Origin of the sequence: Streptomyces sp. NPDC021622 (assembly GCF_040640795.1) — a bacterium.
In the GTDB taxonomy this organism is placed as follows: domain Bacteria; phylum Actinomycetota; class Actinomycetes; order Streptomycetales; family Streptomycetaceae; genus Streptomyces.
Genome location: NZ_JBFACK010000019.1, coordinates 195,704 through 217,265, shown reverse-complemented (window position 1 = coordinate 217,265; position 21,562 = coordinate 195,704). Strand labels below are relative to the sequence as shown.

The window sequence follows — 21,562 nt, the reverse complement described above, 5'->3', positions numbered from 1 at the left end:
CGTGTGGCACTCTTTCCGGGTGTCCGGGGCCATCCCCCGGTGTCCAGATCTGAGTGTGCAAGCGGGGGCTTTCCGCGATGAGTGGTGACGGGCGGGACGAGTCGTCCCCTGCCGTGGGCGAAGAGTCCGGCGGGCTGCCCCATCGGCAGGTGCCGAGTCAGGGTGGGCGCGGTGGCAGCACCACCGGTCCCGGCAGTCCCGGCGGCACGGATCCCAGCGTTCCGCCGCAGCGGGAGCCCGGCCGGGGCGAGACGCCGGCCGCGGACGGCGCGCCGGCCGACAGCGACCTCATCGCCCGCATGCGGGCGGGCGACGACAGCGCGTACGAGGAGCTGTACCGCAGGCACGCCGAGGCGGTCCGCCGGTACGCGCGCACGTGCTGCCGGGACGCGCACACCGCCGACGACCTCACCGCCGAGGTCTTCGCGCGGATGCTGCAGGCGGTCCGTGGCGGCAGTGGGCCCGAGCACGCGGTGCGGGCGTATCTGCTCACCACGGTGCGCCGCGTCGCCGCAGGGTGGACGAAGTCGGCAAAGCGGGAGCAACTGGTCGAGGACTTCGCGGTGTTCGCGGCACAGGCCGCCCGCAGCTCCGAGGTCTCCGACGACGACACACTGGACCTGGGCGCCGATGTGCGCGCGATGCACGAGGCCGAGCAGTCGATGGCCATGCAGGCGTTCCGGAGCCTTCCCGAGCGCTGGCAGGCCGTGCTGTGGCACACGGAGATCGAGGACGAGTCCCCCAGTGACGTCGCCACGCTCTTCGGGCTCGACGCCAACGGCACCCGTGTGCTCGCCAAGCGCGCGCGTGAGGGCCTGAAGGAGGCGTACCTCCAGGCGCACGTGAGCACCACGCTCGCCCAGAACGAGGAGTGCGCGCGCTACGCCGACCGGCTCGGCGCCTACGCACGCGGCAGCCTGCGCACCCGGGCCGAGCGCGGCCTGCGCAAGCACCTGGAGGAGTGCGCCAAGTGCCGCCTGGCCGCGGGCCAGATCAAGGAAGTCGCAAGCGGCATCCCCGGCGTCGTGCCGATCGCGGTCATCGGTTGGTTCGGTGCCGCCGGGTACGCGAAGGCGGCCGCGCTCGTCGGCGGTGGCGCCGCCGGTGCCGCGGGCGCCGGTGCGGCCGGCGCGGCGGCGGCGAGCGGTGGCTCGTCCGGTGGCGCGGCGGGCGGTGCGGCGGGTGGTGCGGCCGCCTCCGAAGGGCTTGGCGCACCCGCGAAGGCCGGTATCGCCGCGGGTGTGGCCGTCGCCGCTGCGGCCGCCGTGGCGCTCGCCCTCGCCGGGAACGACGAGAAGCCCAAGGACCTGCCGAGCGCCGAGAAGCCGCCGGCCGTGGAGCCCGTCGTGCCGAGCAAGCCGCCGCCCCCGAAGCCCAAGCCCGAGCCGCCGGCCCCCGCGCCCAAGCCTCCGCCGCCCCCGGCGCCCAAGCCTCCGCCGCCCCCGGCGGCCAAGCCGAAGCCGACGCCGACCCCCACTCCGACGCCCGAGCCGACACCGCCGAAGCCCAAGCCGACGCCGACACCCACACCGACGCCGCCGAAGCCGCCGCCCCCGCCGCCGCCCGCGCCGAAGGTCTACCAGTGGAGCGAACTGCAGTACGCCGGCGTCGGCGACGGCACCAAGCCCGAGATGCGGCTCGGCGAGAGCAGCTGGGTCTGGCAGCGCTCCGGCCTGTCGGTCGCGGACACGCGGTACGCCCACGGCGTGACGGTGCACGGCCAGTCCTCGGTCACCATCGACCTGAACCGGAAGTGCTCGTCGTACGACGCGCTCGTCGGTGTCGACGACATGACGATGGGCCTCGGCAAGGTGCGGTTCTCCGTCTTCGGCGGCGACGTACGGCTGTGGCAGTCGCCGCTGATCAAGGGCGGGGACCCGGCGGTGCCGGTCCAGGTGGACCTGACCGGGCGCAAGACGATCCGCCTGGTCGTCGAGCCGCACTCGCCGTTCGACACCGGGGCGCTCGCGGACTGGGCGCAGTCGCGGTTCCGCTGTACGTAGTACGTGGTTCCGCTGTACGTAGTACGTAGCGAACGCCTCTGTCAGAAGTACGTAGTGAACGCCTCTGTCAGAACGCCGCGGTCAGTTCGGCGAGCACGTCTGCCGCGGTGAGCTCGCCGCCCGCGGCCCGCTCGGTCTCGTAACGCTCGGGGCCGAGCGCGGCGATCGCCTCGGCCTCGATCTGTTCGGCATAGCCGAGGTCCGGCATCGGGCGCGGGTTGCCGCCCCTCAGCCGCGTGCCGAAGGCGAGCAGCCGGGCGGCGCGCCGATGGTCGCCGGTGCGGCTCACCAGGGCGGCCCCGCTGTCCACGAGCGCCGCGATCACCACCTCCGCGCAGTGGCTCTCCAGCGCGCCGCGCAGCGCCTCGACGTGCAGGGGCAGCGCCTTGCGGGGGCCCGACTCGGCGGATACGACCTGGGCCTCGAAGCCGCCCAACGCGGCGTCGAACTGCGGTGGCGGCGTGCCGCGGGCCGCTTCCGCGTACGCCGCGTCGCACATCGCGCGGGCCCGCGCGATGTCGCCGTCCTCCAGGGCCATCAGCCCCTGCAGGAGCCGCATGAACGCCCTTGGGTCCGCCACCCCGTAGCGATCGGACTCGACTCCGGCCTCGTGCAGGGCCTTCGCCGCCGCGGCCGGGTCGCCCTCGCGGTACGCGATCTCGGCGAGCCGGACGATCAGGAACGGCGTCTCGGCGTGGGCGCCCACTTCGTAGGCGAGCTGCAGCGCCTCCTCGTACGCGGCGCGCGCGTCCTCGTGTCTGCCGCGGACCATCGCGGTCTCGCCCGCCGCGCTGGACACCTGGGCGCGGAGCCAGCGGTCACCGGCGCGCCCGCTCAGCGCGCGCAGCTCGGCGAGGTCCTCGTCGACGCCGGTCAGGTTGCCCGGTGTGTCGACGGCCATGTGCGTACGGAACATCAGGCCGATCGCGATCTCCCAGTCCCCGCCGTACCTACGGCAGTTGGCGATCCCCTCGTCCAGGGCGGACCGCGCGTCCGGCGCCGAACCTTCGAGGAAGTACGCGGTGAGCGGCCAGATGAGCCCCGGAAAGCGCGCGGCGGCGGGCACCGGCCGGGCGAACATGTCCCGGATCCGGGCGATGTACTCGCGGTCGCCGTCCCCGGAGAGCACGTCCTTAGCCCTGGACTCCGCCACGAGGAAGACGTGCAGGAGGCGCAGGTTCATCCGCTGCCAGAAGAGGGCGTCCTCGTTGCCGTCCAGTTCGACGGGGGCGTGGTCGAAGCTCGACTTGGCGGCGTCGAGGACGGAGGGGGCGATGGAGGTGGAGGTGGCGGGGTCGGAATCGAGGTCGGACTCGGGGGCCGGCGCCACGGCCCAGAAGGCGGGGCCTGCGGGGGCGGTGGAGCCGTCTTCAGGGGCGGGCGGAGCGGCGGGGGCGGGCGCCCCGGGGATCAGCCGCAGGATGCGGTCGATCCACTCCGTGCCCTCCCTGCGGTAGTTCCGCAGCCACCAGAACCAGCCCATGGCCAGGGCGAGCGCCAGAGCCTGCTCCTCGTCGTGGGACGCGACGGCGCGCTGCAGGGCCGCGCGGATGTTGTCAAGATCCGTCTCCAGGCGCCGGATCCACGGGAGTTGGTCCGCCGAGCGGAGCAGCGGTTCGGCCTTTTCGACCAGGGCGCGGACGTACGCGGTGTGGCGGCGGCCCGCGGCGGCGCTGAGGTCGGGCGTCTCGGCGGCCCGCTCGGACGCGTACTCGTGGATGGTCTCCAGCATGCGGTAGCGCATGTCGCCGTCGGCGGTGGGCTCGGCGACGATCAGGGACTTGTCCACCAGGGCGCCGGTCAGGTCGGCGGCGGGCCCGGTGCAGACGGCCTCGGCGGCCGCGAGGTCCCAGCCGCCGGCGAAGACGGACACCTCGCGCAGGACGGTCCGCTCCGGTTCGCCGAGGAGGTCCCAGGACCAGTCGACGACCGCGCGCAGGGTCTGCTGGCGGGGCAGGACCGTGCGGCTCCCGCTGGTCAGCAGGCGGAAGCGGTCGTCAAGGCGGTCGGCGATCTGCCGCGGGGTGAGCATCCGCAGCCGCGCGGCCGCCAGTTCGATGGCCAGCGGCAGGCCGTCGAGGCGGCGGCAGATCTCGGCGACGGCGGCCTGCTCCTGGGCGGCGTCGAAGCCGGGGCGCACCGTCAGGGCGCGCTCGGTGAAGAGGCGGTGCGCCGGGTCGGGCGGCAGCGGTTCGACGGGGCGGACCAACTCGCCCGGCACGCCCAGGGGTTCGCGGCTGGTGGCGACGATGGTGAGCCCCGGGCAGCGGGTGAGGAGCGTCTCCGCGAGGTCGGCCGCGGCGCCGATGACATGTTCACAGTTGTCAAGGATCAGGAGCAGGCCGCGCGAGGCGCAGTACTCGACGAGCAGAGCGACCGGGTCGTTCTGCGTCGCCACCAACTCGCTGGTCATCAGCACGGTCTCGCGCAGACCGAGCGCGCTGACGACAGCGCCGGGGACCGCCTCCGGTTGGTCGAGCGGGGCGAGCTCGGCCAGCCATGCCTGCGGATGCCCGGCGGCGGCTTCCTCGGCGAGGCGGGTCTTGCCGGAGCCGCCGGGTCCGGTGAGGGTGACCAGGCGTGCTCTCTGCATATCCGAACGGATGGCGGCGAGTTCCGGTTCCCGGCCGACGAAAGAGGTCAGGCGGGGGCGGAGATTCCCCTTCCGCGGCGGCTTCGCGGGCGACGGGCCCGGTGCGCCCGACGTGCCCACTGCGCCCGATATGCCCGGTGCGCCCGGCCCGCCTCCGTCGAGCAACTCCGCATGCAGGGCCCGGAGTTCCGGGCCGGGGTCGACGCCAAGCCCCTCGGCGAGGGTGCGGCGTGCGTTCTCGTACGCGGCCAGGGCGTCGGCGCCGCGGCCCGCGTCGCGCAGGGCGCGGATGAGCAGGGCGTGCAGCGGTTCGTCGTACGGCTGGACCGTGGTGAGTTCCTTCAACTCCGGTACGACGTCGGAGGCGTGCCCCAGGAGAAGGTCCGCCTCGACCCGCGCGCGCGTGGCCTCGGCGAGCAGCGCTTCGGGGCGGGTGGCCGCCCTGCGGTCGGGGAGGTCGGCGAGCGCGGGGTGGCGCCACAGGGCGAGGGCTTCGCGGAGGGTTCGGGCGGCTGCCGCCGGGTCGTGGCGGGCCAGGGCCTGCTTCCCCTCGCCTACGAGGCGCTCGAAGCGGTGCAGGTCGATGTCTTCGGGGGTGGCGGTGAGGCGGTAGCCACCAGGGGTGGAGGCGATGGCGTCCCTGCCGATGGCTCTGCGCAGTCGGCCGATGAGGGCCTGGAGGGCTGCGGGGGCGTCGGCAGGCGGGTCGTCCGACGCCCATACCTCGGCGATGAGGGTTTCCGCGGGGACGGTGCGGTGGGGGTTGAGGGCGAGGGCCGCAAGCAGCGCGCGGAGCCTCCGGCCGCCTACGGGCAGCGGCGCCCCTTGCTCGTCGTACGCCTCGGTGGCGCCCAGGATTCTGTACCGCACGGGGTCATTCTCGCCGGTGGAGTGGGTTGAGGCGCGAGGGTTTCCTTTCCCCGAGCGCGCCAAGCGCGCCGCAGGCGCCCCCGGCTACCGCCCCGCCCCCAACGCCCCCCGCTGCGGCACCACGCTCCCCGTAGGCACCGCCCGCTGCCGAGCGGGCGTACCCGTCCAGCACGTCCCCCTGCGGGACAGCAGGCGGCGGAGCCACAGTTCTGTGGAGACCAGCTCTGCCAGGCCGTCCAGGGGGAGCGGCTCGCCCTCCGCGGCCAAGCGCAGGGCCTTGCGGACCACGCGGGCCTCGACCAGGCCCGCCTGGGCGAGGAGAGGCGTGTCGAAGAGGGCGATCAGGTCGTCGACGGCCACCCGCAGGCCCGTCCGTGCCGCGGCCGCGGACGACGCGTGGGAGGGAGCTCCCCAGCCGGGCGGCAGTTCGGCGACTCCGGCGCCTTCAAGGACCGTACGGAGAATCGCCGCACGGGCCCCCGGCTGGACGCGCAGGGCCACGGGGAGCGCGCGGCAGGCCCGGACGACCTGGTTGTCCAGGAAGGGCGCGTGCAGCCGCTGGAAGCGGACCTCGGCGGCCTGTTCCAGGATGCGCAGGTCCGCCGCGTGCCGGGCGAGCGCCGCACGGGCGCGGAACTCGCCGGGCCGCTGGCCGGGCCCTGCCCCGGGCCGGCCCGTCGTGTCGTGGAGGCGAACCGATACTTCAGCGAGGGCCTCGCCGGTCAGCCAGCGCGCGGCGGGTCCGGGTCTGGCCCACGCGAGCGCGGCGAGCGACGCCCCCACGGCCCCGCCCGGCTCGTCGAAGTGGCGCTGCAGGAGGCGGTCGGCGAGCGAGTCGACACCCGCGCGGTAGGGCATCCGGGCGAGCTTGCGCGCGGCGCCGTACACGCGCGCGGGGACCATGACGGAGCCGTCCGCCTTGGCGAGCGCCGCGACGGGCCGCACCAGATGGCGCCTTCTGCGGTCCATCAGGAGGTCGGCGAGGCGGGCCGGATGCGCGTCCATGACCTGCCGTGCGCCGTACCCCGTGAAGTGGTCCGCGCTGCCGGACGAGAGCCGCGCGCGGTGGCGCTGGGCCGTGACGAGGGCGCCGCTCGGCTCGTCCGTCAGAGGGCCGTCCAAGTCCGCGTAGGGGAGGGCCTCTTCGCCCGCGGCGACGACCACGTGGTGCAGGCGCGGGTTGGCCGCGATGGCGCCGGCCCGCTCCAGCTCGGCCTCCCGGCCGTTGATCGCGAGGTCGTTGAAGGTGACGGCCAGGAGCCGCTCCCCCGCGCCCGTGCCGTGGCCGAGGACCGTACCGGGCATCCCCGGGAGGCCCGCCGCGAGCAGGGCGAGGGTGCCGGACGCGGGGCCTCCGGAGAGGTCGGCGCCGATGCCGGGCACCGGCATCCCGCGCGCCGCGCGCCGCTCGGCGGGGCCCATGCCGGGCACGGGTCCCGGGTCGATGTCCGGTCCCGTTCCTGGGACGTGGCGCGGGGCGCCGAGACGGGCGCGTACGGCCTCCACGAGCGCGTCGCGCACGCCGTCCACGGCGCTGGTCTCGTCGGCCGACGGCGCCGCGACCGCCAGGGAGGCCACCGGTTCGTACCCGGCGATCTCCCGCGCGCCCGCGCGCAGGATCAGCGCGTGCCCCGGCGGCACACGGCGCACGCCTTGGTAGGGCGTCGAGTCCTGCAGCGCCTCCGGTACGTCGGGGGCGGCGAGCAGCGCCGCGAGGTGGCCGATGTCCAGGTGGGCCTCGATGAGGTCCGCGAGCGGCAGCGCGGCCGTCGCGTACGCGGTGCCGTCGGCCCACGGGGTGTAGAAGACGGGGCGCGCGCCGGCGAGGTCCCCGGCGACCATGACGCGGCGTCCGACCTGGACGACCGCCGTGTAGCTGCCGGACCAGGCGGTCAGATGCCGCAGGGCGCCGCCGCGGGCGGCGAACAGGCCGACCCTGAGCTCCTCGTCGCTGGCCCCGCAGGTGCCGAGCACCGCGATCCGCGTCTGCTCGTCGGCCTTCACCGTGCGCACCTCGTCGGGGCGCCAGTCCCCCACCGCCCAGAGCGGATCCGGGTCGCCCCACAGGAGTTGGGAACCCACGGGATGGACGGTCTCGCCGTTCTCACCGGTGGCCCCGGCCGAACCGACCATCGAAGGCTTCGCGGCAGTGCTGCTCCACCCCACCAACCACCGCATCGCTGCCTCCACAGGCTGTGGACAACCAGTGCACCGAAGAACTGGGGTCCCATGCTGCCACGAAGGAGGCGCGCGGGAGTGGCTACGGGGCTGCTCGCGCTCCCCTTGATATCCCTGGAGGGAGCGGTACTTGAAGGGCTCAACAACGCCCTTCCCCTTGCGCGTGGGCGAATTGCCCCGGCTTCCGGGGAGTCGATTTTCGGCCAAATCGTCGATGGGCGCCCGCGCGGGGGAGCGGTCAAACGCAACACTCAGTCCGGGAGGCGGAGTTCGCCCCCCGGACCGGTCCGCCGCCCGCGGGGATGGAGGCGGCGGTGTCCCCCAGCCCACTGACTCCAGCGCAGCGGGCCGACCCACGCACCATCCATGGAAGCGCTCCCCTTATGGCCGGTGAAGAGCGCACACGCAGGCGCACGGCCACACACCCGGAGCACACCCCGACACCCCCGCTCATCCCTACCGGCAACAATCTCGCCATCCGGAACTGGGCCTCTTAACGCTTGGGATGCGGCGAACTACGCTGTGTGTGCTGATGTTTTCGCGGAGGCATATACCTGGGGGCTCGGCCAAATGCTCTTGCGGCCGAGGTTCCGGGCCACGGAGGTCGTCGTCACGATCGCCGCTGCCCCTGGGGGAACGCAGCACGAATGCCGCGCGGTCAAGCCATCGCACGGCAGCCGTCTGTGTCGAGGGGTGGCGCATGTCCAGGGAGCAACGCGGGCCGAACGAAAAGCTCGGCACCGTTCTCGCCCTCGCGGGAATCAGCAATGCGGGACTCGCCCGCCGGGTCAACGACCTCGGCGCACAACGCGGGTTGACGCTTCGTTACGACAAGACGTCGGTGGCCCGGTGGGTGTCCAAGGGCATGGTGCCGCAGGGCGCCGCGCCGCACCTCATCGCCGCCGCCATCGGCCAGAAGCTCGGCCGGCCGGTGCCGCTGCACGAGATCGGCCTCGCGGACGCCGATCCCGCGCCGGAAGTGGGCCTCGCCTTCCCGCGTGACGTGGGCGCGGCGGTGAAGTCGGCGACGGAGCTGTACCGCCTCGATCTGGCGGGCCGGCGCGCGGGCGGCGGCGGCATCTGGCAGTCGCTCGCGGGCTCCTTCGCGGTGAGCGCGTACGCCACGCCTGCGTCACGCTGGCTGATAACCCCGGCCGACAGCTCGGTCGCCCGTGACGTCACCGCTGAGGCGCCCCGCGAGACGGGGCACCCCGAGGACGGCGGGCCGCCGATGAAGGTCGGCCACAGCGACGTGGTGAAGCTGCGGGAGGCCGCCGAGGACGCCCGCCGCTGGGACTCCAAGTACGGGGGCGGCGACTGGCGTTCGTCGATGGTCCCGGAGTGCCTGCGGGTCGAGGCGGCGCCCCTGCTGCTCGGCTCGTACTCGGACGAGGTGGGCCGCTCGCTCTTCGGCGCATCGGCCGAACTCACCCGCCTCGCCGGGTGGATGGCCTTCGACACCGGCCAGCAGGAGGCCGCCCAGCGCTACTACATCCAGGCCCTGCGCCTGGCCCGCGCGGCCGCCGACGTCCCCTTAGGGGGATACGTACTGGCCTCGATGTCCCTCCAGGCGACCTACCGCGGCTTCGGCGACGAGGGCGTCGACCTCGCGCAGGCCGCCCTGGAGCGCAACCGCGGTCTGGCCACCGCGCGCACCATGAGCTTCTTCCGCCTCGTCGAGGCACGCGCGCACGCACGCGCCAGTGACGCACAGGCCGCCGGGGCGGCGCTGCGGGCCGCCGAGGGCTGGCTGGAGCGGGCACGGGACGGCGACAACGACCCGTCGTGGCTCGGCTTCTACTCGTACGACCGCTTCGCGGCCGACGCCGCCGAGTGCTACCGCGACCTGAAGGCGCCCCGGCAGGTGCGGCGCTTCACCGAGCAGGCGCTCTCCAAGCCGACGGAGGAGTTCGTCCGCTCGCACGGGCTGCGGCTCGTGGTGTCGGCGGTCGCCGAGCTGGAGTCCGGGAACCTGGACGCGGCGTGCGAGCAGGGCACGCGGGCGCTCGAGGTCGCCGGACGGATCTCGTCCGCGCGGACGACGGAGTACGTGAAGGACCTGCTGCACCGCCTGGAGCCGTACGGCGACGAGCCCCGGGTGGTGGAGCTGCGCGAGCGCGCCAGGCCGCTCCTTGTGGCGCCCGCCTAGCCCGCGCCCGGTCACCCCAGGTAAATGTCCTCTACACACAGCATGCTCGGCAACAGCAGTTACGCACTCCGTAACCCTCCGGTCCTCGTCGGGTTTGAGGGCGTTGTCAGTGGCGCAGTGCACTATCTGGTGTGGGGGATCCGGTTGGGCGATCTGGTCGGGAGGTGATGCGGGATGGTCCGGGACGTGGCGTACGACTGCGATGTGCTGGTGATCGGCGGCGGGATCGTCGGTCTCTCGACGGCGTATGCCATCACGCGCGCCGCCCCGGGGACGCGGGTCACGGTCCTGGAGAAGGAGCCGGGCCCCGCCCGGCACCAGACGGGGCGCAACAGCGGCGTGATCCACAGCGGGATCTACTACCGCCCCGGCTCCCTGAAGGCGCGGTACGCGGTGCGGGGCGCCGCCGAGATGGTCAAGTTCTGCGCGGAGTACGGCATCGCGCACGAGGTCACCGGCAAGCTGATCGTCGCCACGGAGCGGGACGAGCTGCCCCGCCTGCACGCGCTCGTGCAGCGCGGCAGGGAGAACGGCATTCCGGTGCGGGAGCTCGGCCCTGCCCAGATCGCCGAGTACGAACCCGAGGTGCGGGGCCTCGCCGCCATCCAGGTCGGCACCACCGGGATCTGTGACTACGGCGCGGTGGCGGAGCGCCTCGCGGACGCTTCCGGGGCGGATGTGCGGTACGGCGCGGAGGTCGTGCGCATCGACCGGCGGGCGGCGCTCGGGGTGGCCGTGCGGACCGCCGACGGCGCCGTGGTGCGCGGGAAGGCGCTGGTCAACTGTGCGGGGTTGCAGTGCGACCGGGTGGCGATGCTTGCCGGGGACGACCCGCAGATGCGGATCGTGCCCTTCCGGGGGGAGTACTTCGATCTTGCGCGGCCCGAGCTGGTGCGGGGGCTCGTGTATCCGGTGCCGGATCCGGCGTTCCCCTTCCTGGGGGTGCATCTGACGCGGGGCATCGGAGGCGGGGTCCATGTAGGGCCCAACGCGGTGCCGGCGCTCGCCCGCGAGGGGTACGGATGGGGTGTCGTACGGCCCCTGGAGCTCGCCGGGACGCTGGCCTGGCCGGGTTCCTGGCGGATAGCGCGGCAGCACTGGCGGTACGGGGCGGGGGAGCTGCGGCGCTCCCTCTCCAAGGGGGCGTTCACCTCCGCGGTGCGCAGGCTGCTGCCCGCGGTGACCGAGTCCGACCTGATCCCTGTGGACGCGGGGGTGCGGGCGCAGGCCGTGCTGCGGGACGGGACGCTGGTCGACGACTTCCTCATCCGGGAGGGGGCGCGGACGGTGCACGTCCTGAACGCGCCTTCGCCCGCCGCTACGGCTTCGCTGCCGATCGGACGGGCTGTGGCCCGGCGGGCGCTTGCGCTGCTGTAGGGCTGACCCTGCGGGGCTCTCCCCAAACCCGCCCCTTCCCGGCTGTGACATTTTGCGGCTCCGCCGCGTGGGGGGGGGCTCCGCCCCAGACCCCGCACGTGGCTCGGTCGATCACCGGCTCCGCCGAGTTCGTCCTCAACCTCCCCCAAGCTCTTAAAGAGCAGGGGCCCCCTCGACGGGCTGAATATTGCGGCCGGGCCGGGGATTAAAATTGCCGCACTGTGTCTGAGTCGAATGCCGCCCCCGAGCACCCCCGCCCCCCGCGCCCCAGAGGCGAGCCCCGTTTCCCCGACGGGCCCGTGCCCGACCCCGCCGGGTCGCACCACGAGCGGCGGATCCGCAGCTTTCAGCCCCGCAGGAGCCGGGTCACCACGAGCCAGGCCGATGCGCTGCAGCGGCTGTGGCCCAAGTGGGGACTGGACATCGACGGGCAGCGCGTCCTCGACCTCGAAGAGCTGTTCGGCGGCGAAATGCCCGTCGTGCTCGAAATCGGGTTCGGCATGGGCGAGGCGACCGCGCAGATGGCCGCCGATGATCCGGACACCGGGATCCTCGCCGTCGACGTGCACACCCCCGGGCAGGGAAATCTGCTCGGGCTCGCCGATCGCAACGGCCTCAGCAATGTCCGCGTCGCCAACGGGGACGCCGTCATCCTGCTGCGCGAGATGCTCCCGGCCGCCTCCCTCGACGGCCTGCGCGTCTACTTCCCCGACCCCTGGCCCAAGGCCCGCCACCACAAGCGCCGCATCATCCAGCCCGAGTTCCTCGACCTCGCCGCGCCCAGCCTCAAGCCCGGCGCGCTGCTTCACTGCGCGACCGACTGGGAGCCGTACGCCGAGCAGATGCTCGAAGTGCTCACCGCGCACCCCCTCTTCGAGAACACCCAGCCCGACGGCGGCTACGCGCCCCGGCCCGCCTTCCGGCCCTTCACCCGCTTTGAAGGCCAGGGCATCGACAAGGGGCACGTGGTCCATGACCTGCTGTTCCGCCGGGTAACAGAGGACCAGTAGCCGCCCCGGCGAAAACGCACCGTCGCGGGCCACCCCTGTCCCTCGTTAGGGTCAACGGCGTGGCCACCAGTTCTCCGCACGCGCACCCCATGCCCCCGGCGGGGCCCCCCGGGCTGCGCCACGCGCGCTGGTGGCAGCGGCGGGCCATCCGCGCCGCCGCGCTGGTCACCCTGCTCGCCCTCTCCGGGCTCGTCATCCTCGCCCTGGTACGCGAACAGACCGGCACCGAGGGGTTCTTGGTCGGGCTCGGGCTCGCCACGCTGCCCGTGCCGCTGCTCATAGCCGCCTTCCGCTGGCTGTCCCGGGTACAGCCGGGACCCTGGCGGAACCTCTTCTTCTCGTTCGCCTGGGGCGCCTGCGCCGCCGCCCTCATAGCGATCGTCGCGAACAGCTTCGCGACCCGCTGGATAGCCACCGCCACCGCCGACCCGAGCAGCGCGGACACCCTCGGCGCGACCGTCATAGCGCCGATCGTCGAGGAGACGGCCAAGGCCGCGGCCGTCCTGCTCGTCTTCCTCTTCCGCAGACGCGAGTTCACCGGCGTGCTCGACGGCGTGGTGATAGCCGGAGTGACCGCCACCGGCTTCGCGTTCACCGAGAACATCCTCTATCTCGGCAGCGCGTTCGGCACCGACCAGCTCAACGGCGGCAGCGGGCTCGCGTCCGTGACGGCGGCGACCTTCTTCGTACGCATCGTCATGTCGCCCTTCGCGCACCCGCTGTTCACCGTGCTCACCGGCATCGGCTTCGGCCTCACCGCGCTCGGCACCGGCCGCGGGCGGCTGCGCCGCGTGCTCCTTCCGCTCGCCGGACTGCTCCTGGCGATGGGCCTGCACGCCCTGTGGAACGGCTCGACGACCTTCGGCGAGTACGGCTTCTTCGCGGTGTACGCGCTCTTCATGCTGCCCGCGTTCGGGCTGCTGACCTGGCTGGTGATCTGGCTCAGGCAGCGCGGCCTGCGCGTGGTGCGCACCGAGCTGCCCGCGTACGCGCTCGCGGGCTGGCTCACGCCGCCCGAGCCGTACGCGCTCGGCACGATGCGCGCCCGCACCATCGCCCGCGACTACGCCTCGTACATGCAGGGCAAGGCCGCGGCGCGCACGGTCGCGGAGTACGAGGCGTACGCGACGTCACTCGCCCTGCTCCGGCACCGGGGCCGACGCGGCCGCGCGGGCGCCGACTTCGTCGTACGGGAGCGGGAGTTGCTGCACGCGCTGTGGGCGCGCCGCGAACTGGCCAGGCCCGCGCTCGCCTACGCGGCGCGGGCGACGGCACCCGTGCTCGTACCGATGCCGCCGCCGTACGGGTACCGGATTCCCCATCAGCAGGGATACGCGTACGCCGGGCCGGCGGCGGGACATCCCGCCTACCCGGCCCCGTACAACCCCTACCGCGGCTGATCAGGCGGAGGCCTTCGTCAGCGCGGTCACCTCGGCCTCCGTCAGTTCAAGATCGCCCACCGCGAGCAGCGCGGGCAGCTGCTCGACCGTGCGGGCCGATGCGATCGGCGCGGCCACCGTCGGCTGCGCGGCGAGCCAGGCCAGGGCCACGGTCGCGACCTCGGCGCCGCGCGCGGCCGCTATCTCGTCCAGGGCGGCGAGCACCTTCACGCCACGGTCGGTCTCCAGGTGCTTGCCCGCGCCCTCGGCCCGCGCGCTGTCGACCTGCGCGCCCGGACGGTACTTGCCGGTGAGGAAGCCGGAGGCGAGCGCGTAATACGGCACCGCTGCCAGGCCGGAGCGCGACGCGACCTCCTGGAGCGGGCCCTCGTAGGTGCCGCGGGAGACGAGGTTGTAGTGCGGCTGCAGCGCCACGTAGCGGGCGAGGCCCTCGCGGTCGGAGAAGTCGATGGACTCCTGGAGCCGCTCGGCGGTCAGGTTGGAGGCGGCGATCGCGCGCACCTTGCCCGACGTCACCAGGTCGTCGAGCGCGGTGATGATCTCCTCGACGGGGACGGTCGGGTCGTCGAAGTGCGTGTAGTAGAGGTCGATGTAGTCGGTGCGCAGCCGGCGCAGCGACTCCTCGGCACCGGACTTGATGGTGTTCGCGGACAGGCCCTTGTAGTCGGAGTGGGCGCCGACCTTGGTGGCGATCACGACGTCGGAGCGATGGCCGCGCGCGGCGAGCCAGTTGCCGATGACGGTCTCGGACTCGCCGCCCTTGTTGCCCGGCGCCCAGGCCGAGTAGACGTCGGCGGTGTCGACGAAGTTGCCGCCCGCCGCGGTGTAGGCGTCGAGCACCGCGAAGGACTGCGCCTCGTCGGCCGTCCAGCCGAAGACATTGCCGCCGAGGGCGAGCGGGAAGACCTCGAGGTCGGACGGGCCGAGCTTGCGTAGAGAAGTCATACGGGGCTCAACACCCTTACGGATCCCAGCATTCCGTACAGCGGGATGTCAGTTCCGCGCTGCCGGATGTGGGCATGCCGAGCCGGCAGCCCTGACGTCGGGGGGTTGCCGCCAGGACCGCCGGAGTCACAGGGGGGTGCCTCAGAGCGACTGGCCCTTGTCCCGCAGCCAGGCGGCCGGGTCGACCCCGGTGGAGTCGCCGCCGGGGTGGATCTCCAGGTGGAGGTGCGGCCCGGTCACGTTGCCGGTGGCGCCGACGCGGCCGATGGTGTCGCCGGTGGTGACCTTCTGGCCGGCGCTGACACCCATCGAGGACTGGTGGTTATACCAGATCTCGGTGCCGTCCTCGAGCTCCAGGATGGTGCGGTAGCCGTACGACCCCGCCCAGCCGGCCTCCTTGATGGTGCCGGAGTGGATCGCCTTGAGGGGCGTGCCCGTCGGCGCCGCGAAGTCGAGGCCGGTGTGGTAGCCGGAGGACCACATGGAGCCGGCCTGCCCGAAGGTGCTGGTGAGCGTGTACGAACTGAGGGGCAGGGTGTAGCTCTTGGCGAGCTTGGCCAGGCGCTCCGCCTCGGCCTTGCGCCGGGCTTCCTCTTCCGCCTTCTTCTTCGCGGCGGCCTTCTCGGCGGCGATCTTCTTCTCGGCCGCGGACTGCTCGGCGGCGGCCTGCTCCGCGGCCTTCTTGACGGCGGCTTCTTCCGCCGCCTTCTGGACCGCGTCGTCCGCCTGGTCCTGCTGGTTCTCGGCCTGCTGCATGATGCGGGCCCGCAGCGCCTCACCGGCGTCGGTGGTGCCCTGCTCGGCGTCGGCGGTGCTGACACCGGCGGTGGTGAGCGGAGCGGCGGCGGTCGTCACGCCGGCGTCGGAGGAGCCCGAGTCGGAGTCGTCGGATATCAGGGAGCCAACGCCGGGAAGGGACTTGGCCTCCGGCAGCGAGTCCGTGACGGCCGAGATGTCCGGCATCTCGATGGAGACCGGGGGCTTGCCGCCCTGCGCGGTGGCGATGCCGCCCGCGCCGACGGCGGCGATGACGCCCACGCCGAGGACGGTGGAGCTGCGGGCGAGCCCGCCGCCGCCCTTCTTGTGGACGCGGTGCCTGCCGCGAACGGGACGGATGGACTCCTCGGTCGGATTCCACTCCTCCCACGGCTCGTCGTCGTGGGCACCGAAGTTGTCGTCATTCGGCACGAAAACGGCTTGGGGGGCAGGCCGGTTGGACGCCACTGGGGCGCACTCCTTTCCTTCCTTCTCGCCTACCGGGTTAGCTGACGGGTTCGGAGCAGGAAGGTCTCCTACGAACACCTGGCACGGATGCACAGATGCCCGATTCACCCCAAGTTGGTGGTTCCCCGGCTCCCTTGCGGGATTAGGCGTGTGCGCACGGAGCCGACTCGAGTGACGGCTGGGACTACCGCGCTGCGTTATCGAACGTTAATAGACGGCAGGGCCGTATTCCAAGCCGTTCCGACTGATCGTTAACGCCGTTGGCCTGTACTTAACGGGACACCAGGGGCGGGAACGGGGCGAGTTGACCGTACTTCTTCACACACCGGACCTTCACATCGCCTTGACAGTACGTCAGTTGTTATGCGGAGTGATGCGATTCAGTCACGGCCCGTGACATCGGGCGGGGCAGCTTCCGGTGCGTCGCCGGAGTCCGGCCGCCGCACCGCGAGCAGCGCCATGTCGTCCGTCCCTCCCCCGCCGGTGTGCCGGCGCACCTCTTCGGTCAGCGTCGCAAGGAGCGAGTCCGGACCGTGGGGTCCTGGAAAGATCCGGCCGCCGAGCCGGGCCGCCGGGTTGTAGAACTCGCCGCGGATGTCCCGCGCCTCCGAGAGCCCGTCGGTATAGAGCAGCAGCATCGCCCCCGGCGGGAACTCCGCCTCGTCGGCGCGGTCCGGCCAGACCCCCAGGTCGCCCATCCCGAGCGGCAGCGCGGGCTCGCTCGCGGACAGCACGCACAGCCGTCCGTCGCCGCGCAGGAGCAGCGGCTCGGGATGCCCGCGGTTGAGGATGCGGATGACTCCGTCGCCGCGCGGGATCTCCGCGAGGACGGCGGTGGTGAACCCCTCGAAGGCGTCGAGCCCCTCGCGCCGCGTGCCCTCCCGCGCGAGCGCCCGCTCCAGGCGCTGCGCCACCGCCTCCAGGGTGGCCTCCTGCTCGGCCGCCTCCCGGAACGCCCCGATGACGACGGCGACGGCCGCCACCGCGCCCATCCCCTTGCCGCGTACGTCACCGACGATGACGCGTACGCCGTGCGGGGTGTCCTGCACGGCGTACAGATCCCCGCCGATGAACGCGTCGGCCTCCGCGGCCTCGTACCGCGCCGCGATGTCGAGCCCTCCGATCCGGTGATCCGGCTGTGGCAGCACGGCGCGCTGGGCGGCCTCCGCGATGGAGCGGGCGGAGGCGAGCTGTTCGTCGCTGCGGCGTACGACGCGGTTGATGAGGGCGGCGAGCACGGCGACGGTCGCCACGGTGAGCAGCTCGGTGACGGCCTCGACGTCGGTGGTGTTGCTGTTGCCGAAGTGCAGGGTGAGCACGGCGAGGCAGGAGGCGGCGCCGATGAGGGCGGTGCTGAGGAGCGAGTAGAACGGGGCGGCGATCAGCGGGGCGGCGGTGAACAGGGGCGCCGCGGTGAACTCCGGAGGGGTCGACATGTCGTACACGACCCCGATGACCAGCAGGAACCACGGGAGGGCCCGCACGAGAGCCCGTTCGTGGGTGACGTCCGGACTCGTGTCCGACCCCTCTGAGGGGTTTCTCGGACGTCCTCCTCGCTGCCCCACCGCTCGTCTCCCGCCGATGTCCGCGCCCGGGACCAGCCCCATGACCGCACCTGTCCAGGTTTCCCGCAGCGGCGGCGGGCTGCGAGCGGTGTGGGCCGACCGGATGACACAGATGACATGGCCGGGGGAATGCCGAAGGCCCGGATCCAAGATCTGGATCCGGGCCTTCGGACTTCAGTAGCGGGGACAGGATTTGAACCTGCGACCTCTGGGTTATGAGCCCAGCGAGCTACCGAGCTGCTCCACCCCGCGCCGTTGAAATGAACAGTACGCCATGTGGCGGGATAAAAGCGAACCGGTTGACGGGAGGAGCGAAACCGCAGGTCGCCAGGCGTTCTCGGCGTGCGTCAGGGCCTTCTCCGTGTCATCCCGGTGCGGGCTGGTCGACAGCACCACCTCGGTGCGTGTCGGGGAGGTATCCCCTTGCTCCCGTGGGAAGCCCTTCGACGCACTCGGCGGAACACGCGTTGACGAGGAGCGGCAGTACGTCGGTGGCGACGGCGAGCGAGATCCAGGCCTGATGCAGTCCGCGCCGGTCGAGAGGCTCGTCGCAGACGCTGCAGGTGCGGAGCCCGGTGGTGCCCCAGCGGGCGGGGTCAAGGTGCTCGAGGTCGATGCCGGCCGTGGAGTCCCGGGGCGGCTGGAGCTGCGGGAAGGGCGGGCGGAACTTGTAGTTGCCGAAGATCGAGCGCGTGCTGACGGTGCTGTCGACCAGCCGGGAGCACCGGGTGATCTCGTACGGGAACCAGTGCAGCCGATGTGAGGTGTAGGAGCTGAACCCCTTCAAGCTGGTCATGGCGCCGATCTCGGGCGGAATCCGAACCAGGTTGCTGCCGTACACCACCAGGCGCTTCACCTCGGTCAGCCGAGCGATCTCCGGAGGGAGCGTGACTATCTGCCGGCGCTCCTCGGGGCTCAGCTCCGGCAGCGGACGAAACTCCTCTCTGCCGTCTGCCGCCGCCTCGTCGATCAGCTCCAACAGATGCAGCCAGCCCGGGGCCGAAGTGTCCTGAACCTCGGGATGAAATTCGACCTGCCCTCCCGAGTGCGCGCGGCCCCGCCCGAAACACGCACACCGATCCTGCGTCCTCACGGGCGCACCGGCCGCCTCCGCCCCCTCGGGGTAGCGATTCTCAAACGCCCGCGGTCCATCCTCATGGGTCATGGCCACACGATAGGAACTGCACCCGTGCCGGGCCGGCCCAACGCAGAAGCGCCCCACCCGGAGAAACCGAGCAGGGCGCTGAAGAGCAGGTCAGCGAGGCTTTCCGCCGACCTGCCGGAGGTAGACCGTGTGGGACTCGAACCCACAACCGCTCACGCATGTGCTGGCCTACGACCTGCAGATTCCAACCCCAGCCAGGAAAGTGATGCGCCGAATCGCAGGAACGGTCGCCGCCAGCCGGAGCACTTACGCGAGACATCGCGGCGCGGTGGAAGAGACGACGTTCCAACGGACTTGCCTCCGTGGCGGTCGGCGCTCTTGTGCTGGTTCAGCTCTGGGGTGGCGTGATGGAAGGGCGCCCGCTTGCGCGCCATTCGGGTGCATCCGCGTCCTCGTGGAACTCCAGCAAGTGCTGACCCGCGTAGCGGGCGAGGGCGTCGCGGACCTCGTGGGGGCTGACGTGGAAGAACTCCCGTCGCAGATTCACCCGATTCACCTTGCGGCCCTCGAACTCCTGGTGGAGCTTCCGCTCCAGGCCCACCGCGTCCTCACTGAATATCAGCGCGTGCACGTCGAAGCGGAACGGAACGGACGCGTCACCGAGCTCATTGACGCGCTCCATGGGGTCGAGCCGCCGGGTTAGACCGATCTTGACCATGTTCTCGCCGAAGGCGCCAATGTTCGAGATCACATAGACGTATCCGGCACGGACATTGGCCTCGCGGAAGTCGACCGCCGCGACGGCGGCGTCGATCTCGTCCAGCTTCTCGCCCAGTTCCGCGAGAGCGGCCGCGTCGGCCGTCCCCGACGTCCGGAGGCTTTGCATGGCGTTCAGATAGTGGCGGCGCTCCTTCTCCAGCCGGGCGCGCTCGCGCTCGATCTCGCGCCGCAGCCTCTCCTCCTCGCGCTGCTGCTCACGCAGCTCCCTGCGCCGCTGTTTCTCCTCCTCCTGTTTGGCCAAGTAGTCCGCGGTCAGCTCCAGTTCACGTACCCGCAGGCGGTGGTACTCGGGAGTGACCTCGATCTGCATCGTCTTGCCGAGACGAGCGATGGTTTCGCGGGATTTCGTGAGCCGGTCGACGAGTGAGGCCAGCCGGTGCGGGCGCATTCCGCGCACTGCCGCATCTGCCTCCGCGTTGTAGGCGCGCAGCATCAGCTTCGAGAAGTCGCGGACCATCTTCCGGCCCTCGGAGAGAGAGCCGTTGACGGTCCAGTGCGTGGCCTTGCGAACGGCCCCGCCATTGCGGGCGAGCGTCTTGTACCTGTCCTTGAGCTCGGCGAGTTCATTCTTGTACGCGACCGCGTCGGCCAGCGGGTGGCGGAACTCGTAAATGCCTGCCGACTGGAGCAGCAAGAGGTCGTCAGTGGCGACCAGCTCATCGCGTGCTTGATGCAACTTCCGCTCAGCTTGCTGCGTCTCGCTTTCGAGCTGCGCGAGCTTGCGCTGTGCGTCGACCGTCAGCGCCTCGGCTCGCTCCGCGGCGTCCGCCACCTTGGAGTCGAGTACGGAGTCGATGCTTTCGACCTCGGAGACACGCTGGGCATACACCCGGCGGAGCCGCTGTTCCTCTTGCGCGAGGTGAGCGGCGTCGGCGCTCACCAGGGCAGCGAGCTGCTTGTACAGCTGCTCGTTGGCTGCCTGTTCCTCGGCGACGCGGGCCTCGGCGTCACGTACCTCTTCAGCGAGCCGAGCGGCTTCCGCCTCCGCCTGTTTGCGACGCCGTCCGAAACGGCCGCCCGGCCGCGGATGAGTGGATGGCGTGTCGGGCGCATCCCAGGCAGTTCCGGCCGCAGAGGTGGGCGGGGAGTTCGGGAGGGAATCGGCAGCGACAACCTCGGTTTGCGCCGGCATGGGCACCGAGGGGGCCGGCGACTGCGAATCTTTGCCCGCTGCCCTCCCGTCGGACCGAGTGATCCATGACCTGAGTCGCTCGTCGAGCAGTTGACCATCCTGTTTGTCGATCCCTTTGAATTGCGAGGTCCCGGCCCCTGTGGTCACGGTCAGGGCGCCCCGGGACCAGCCACGACTCCAGTTGACTGCGGTGATCTGTTCACGAGGGAACTCGTCCGTGCGGTCTAGCCCACATGCCTGGACCCAGAAGAACAGCCGCTGATTGGTGAGAACCAGTACCCCTTGCTTCCCGAGGAACGAGCCGGTCGCGAGTACGTCGACATGCTCTGTCGGCTTCAGCACCTGTGGCAGCGAGGAGAAGGAGTCCTGTACACCAGCAGACTCCCCGCTCATACGGGCGAGCGCGGCGTCAAGGTCGGGACGATTGGTCTGCATGGCCATAGGGCTTTCCAGGTTGGCGCAGCACCCCCCTCCAGTCTGGAGGCTGAAACCGCACATGGCCAGGGGCAATGGGCCCATGCCGTCGAGGTACAAGCCCGAGATGGGAGCTCGCCAATTCGCCGGTGCAAGGGTGCCAGGCATCGCTTCGGGGAGCCTGTCCGGGCGCTGCCTGGAAGACCCGACCAAAATCTCCTCTCAAACGATCACCGGAGACGCATCAATGGCCTGACCCGGATTCCGGATCAGGCCATTGACCTGGTATTTCTCTGTCAGGGTGGCGGGGTTTGAACCCACGACCTCTTCGTCCCGAATGAGGATCGGTCGCTGATCTTGCCTGTGCAGATGACGTTTCTCCTGGCCAGAGGCATGGTCTCGATCGACCTCACCGCAAGCTACCGTCCATAAATCTGCACCTTCCATCCCTCGGGAACCTGGCGGGGCTCGTACCCCGGCGGCAAGATCTCGTGGAGGTAATACCCGCCCTTGTCGCTGCCGGTGCCCCAGTCCGCGAGGGTGCGGCTCAGCAGGCTGACGAACGGGTCTTTGACGTTGTTCCACAAGATCAGAGGCTCTAGATCACCATCGCCGGTGTGCGCGTACGTCTCAGTGCTGTTCAGGCGAGCCCACCCGACGATATGGACGAGGAACAGTTCCTTCTCCTCTGTCAGCTATGGCGACGCGCCAGCCGTTCGGAGCCGCTGAGAAGCTGGAGAAGTCCCACTCTGTTTTTTTTGGCATGGTTCCGAGTGTGCTAGCGGGGGAGCCTTGCCAACAGAGGGCGTTGGATGGC

Annotated in this window: 13 protein-coding genes, 1 tRNA gene and 1 riboswitch; of the genes, 5 read left to right on the top strand and 9 right to left on the bottom strand. The window is 71.6% G+C overall.

Annotation, left to right across the window (positions count from 1 at the left end):
* Nucleotides 1-77: 77 nt before the first annotated feature.
* The gene (locus AB0G47_RS32915; protein ID WP_360777435.1) at nucleotides 78-2,003 is read left to right on the top strand and encodes a sigma-70 family RNA polymerase sigma factor; all 1,926 of its coding nucleotides are present in this window, start codon (nucleotides 78-80) and stop codon (nucleotides 2,001-2,003) included.
* A 67-nt stretch (nucleotides 2,004-2,070) separates the two neighbouring features.
* On the opposite strand, the gene AB0G47_RS32910 is transcribed toward AB0G47_RS32915, so the two are convergent.
* Both AB0G47_RS32910 and AB0G47_RS32905 read right to left on the bottom strand, forming a co-directional pair.
* Nucleotides 2,071-5,466 carry a BTAD domain-containing putative transcriptional regulator gene (locus AB0G47_RS32910; RefSeq protein ID WP_360777433.1) on the bottom strand — a complete coding sequence of 1,132 codons (3,396 nt, stop codon included), beginning with the start codon at nucleotides 5,464-5,466 and terminating at the stop codon, nucleotides 2,071-2,073.
* Nucleotides 5,467-5,550: 84 nt separating this feature from the next.
* Nucleotides 5,551-7,644 carry an asparagine synthase-related protein gene (locus tag AB0G47_RS32905; protein WP_360777431.1) on the bottom strand — a complete coding sequence of 698 codons (2,094 nt, stop codon included), beginning with the start codon at nucleotides 7,642-7,644 and terminating at the stop codon, nucleotides 5,551-5,553.
* A gap of 700 nt (nucleotides 7,645-8,344) precedes the next feature.
* Between AB0G47_RS32905 and AB0G47_RS32900 the strand changes: the two genes are divergently transcribed.
* The 4 genes from AB0G47_RS32900 (at nucleotide 8,345) to AB0G47_RS32885 (ending at nucleotide 13,580) form a co-directional block, all read left to right on the top strand.
* Nucleotides 8,345-9,793 (top strand): MFS transporter, encoded by a 1,449-nt coding sequence (locus tag AB0G47_RS32900; protein WP_360777429.1) that lies wholly within the window; start codon nucleotides 8,345-8,347, stop codon nucleotides 9,791-9,793.
* A 174-nt stretch (nucleotides 9,794-9,967) separates the two neighbouring features.
* On the top strand, nucleotides 9,968-11,170 hold the full coding sequence (gene lhgO, locus AB0G47_RS32895; RefSeq protein WP_360777427.1) for an L-2-hydroxyglutarate oxidase: 1,203 nt from the start codon (nucleotides 9,968-9,970) through the stop codon (nucleotides 11,168-11,170).
* A 221-nt stretch (nucleotides 11,171-11,391) separates the two neighbouring features.
* Nucleotides 11,392-12,180 (top strand): tRNA (guanosine(46)-N7)-methyltransferase TrmB, encoded by a 789-nt coding sequence (gene trmB, locus AB0G47_RS32890; RefSeq protein WP_360777425.1) that lies wholly within the window; start codon nucleotides 11,392-11,394, stop codon nucleotides 12,178-12,180.
* A 59-nt stretch (nucleotides 12,181-12,239) separates the two neighbouring features.
* A complete protein-coding gene (locus AB0G47_RS32885) occupies nucleotides 12,240-13,580 on the top strand; it encodes a PrsW family intramembrane metalloprotease (protein WP_360777423.1) in 1,341 nt (446 codons plus the stop codon).
* On the opposite strand, the gene AB0G47_RS32880 is transcribed toward AB0G47_RS32885, so the two are convergent.
* The 7 genes from AB0G47_RS32880 to AB0G47_RS32850 form a co-directional block, all read right to left on the bottom strand.
* Complete coding sequence (locus tag AB0G47_RS32880; RefSeq protein ID WP_360777421.1) at nucleotides 13,581-14,525, bottom strand: aldo/keto reductase; 945 nt, start codon at nucleotides 14,523-14,525, stop codon at nucleotides 13,581-13,583. It lies immediately after the preceding gene.
* A 141-nt stretch (nucleotides 14,526-14,666) separates the two neighbouring features.
* Nucleotides 14,667-15,749 (bottom strand): M23 family metallopeptidase, encoded by a 1,083-nt coding sequence (locus tag AB0G47_RS32875; RefSeq protein ID WP_360777419.1) that lies wholly within the window; start codon nucleotides 15,747-15,749, stop codon nucleotides 14,667-14,669.
* Nucleotides 15,750-15,760: 11 nt separating this feature from the next.
* Nucleotides 15,761-15,908, bottom strand: a riboswitch (cyclic di-AMP (ydaO/yuaA leader).
* Between the two features lie 221 nt (nucleotides 15,909-16,129).
* Nucleotides 16,130-17,356 carry a PP2C family protein-serine/threonine phosphatase gene (locus AB0G47_RS32870; protein WP_360777417.1) on the bottom strand — a complete coding sequence of 409 codons (1,227 nt, stop codon included), beginning with the start codon at nucleotides 17,354-17,356 and terminating at the stop codon, nucleotides 16,130-16,132.
* Nucleotides 17,357-17,492: 136 nt separating this feature from the next.
* A tRNA-Met gene (locus AB0G47_RS32865) sits at nucleotides 17,493-17,566 on the bottom strand.
* 112 nt (nucleotides 17,567-17,678) lie between these two features.
* A complete protein-coding gene (locus AB0G47_RS32860) occupies nucleotides 17,679-18,293 on the bottom strand; it encodes a leucine-rich repeat domain-containing protein (protein ID WP_360777415.1) in 615 nt (204 codons plus the stop codon).
* Between the two features lie 514 nt (nucleotides 18,294-18,807).
* A complete protein-coding gene (locus AB0G47_RS32855; RefSeq protein ID WP_360777413.1) occupies nucleotides 18,808-20,772 on the bottom strand; it encodes a DUF4041 domain-containing protein in 1,965 nt (654 codons plus the stop codon).
* A 392-nt stretch (nucleotides 20,773-21,164) separates the two neighbouring features.
* The gene (locus AB0G47_RS32850; RefSeq protein ID WP_360777411.1) at nucleotides 21,165-21,332 is read right to left on the bottom strand and encodes a hypothetical protein; all 168 of its coding nucleotides are present in this window, start codon (nucleotides 21,330-21,332) and stop codon (nucleotides 21,165-21,167) included.
* Nucleotides 21,333-21,562: the final 230 nt, after the last annotated feature.

Bases quoted from the DNA above. Each gene is read 5' to 3' on its own strand.
- AB0G47_RS32915 (WP_360777435.1), top strand. From the start codon at position 78: ATGAGTGGTGACGGGCGGGACGAGTCGTCCCCTGCCGTGGGCGAAGAG.
- AB0G47_RS32905 (WP_360777431.1), bottom strand. From the start codon at position 7,644: ATGCGGTGGTTGGTGGGGTGGAGCAGCACTGCCGCGAAGCCTTCGATG.
- AB0G47_RS32900 (WP_360777429.1), top strand. From the start codon at position 8,345: ATGTCCAGGGAGCAACGCGGGCCGAACGAAAAGCTCGGCACCGTTCTC.
- lhgO (WP_360777427.1), top strand. From the start codon at position 9,968: ATGGTCCGGGACGTGGCGTACGACTGCGATGTGCTGGTGATCGGCGGC.
- AB0G47_RS32880 (WP_360777421.1), bottom strand. From the start codon at position 14,525: ATGACTTCTCTACGCAAGCTCGGCCCGTCCGACCTCGAGGTCTTCCCG.
- AB0G47_RS32870 (WP_360777417.1), bottom strand. From the start codon at position 17,356: ATGGGGCTGGTCCCGGGCGCGGACATCGGCGGGAGACGAGCGGTGGGG.
- AB0G47_RS32855 (WP_360777413.1), bottom strand. From the start codon at position 20,772: ATGGCCATGCAGACCAATCGTCCCGACCTTGACGCCGCGCTCGCCCGT.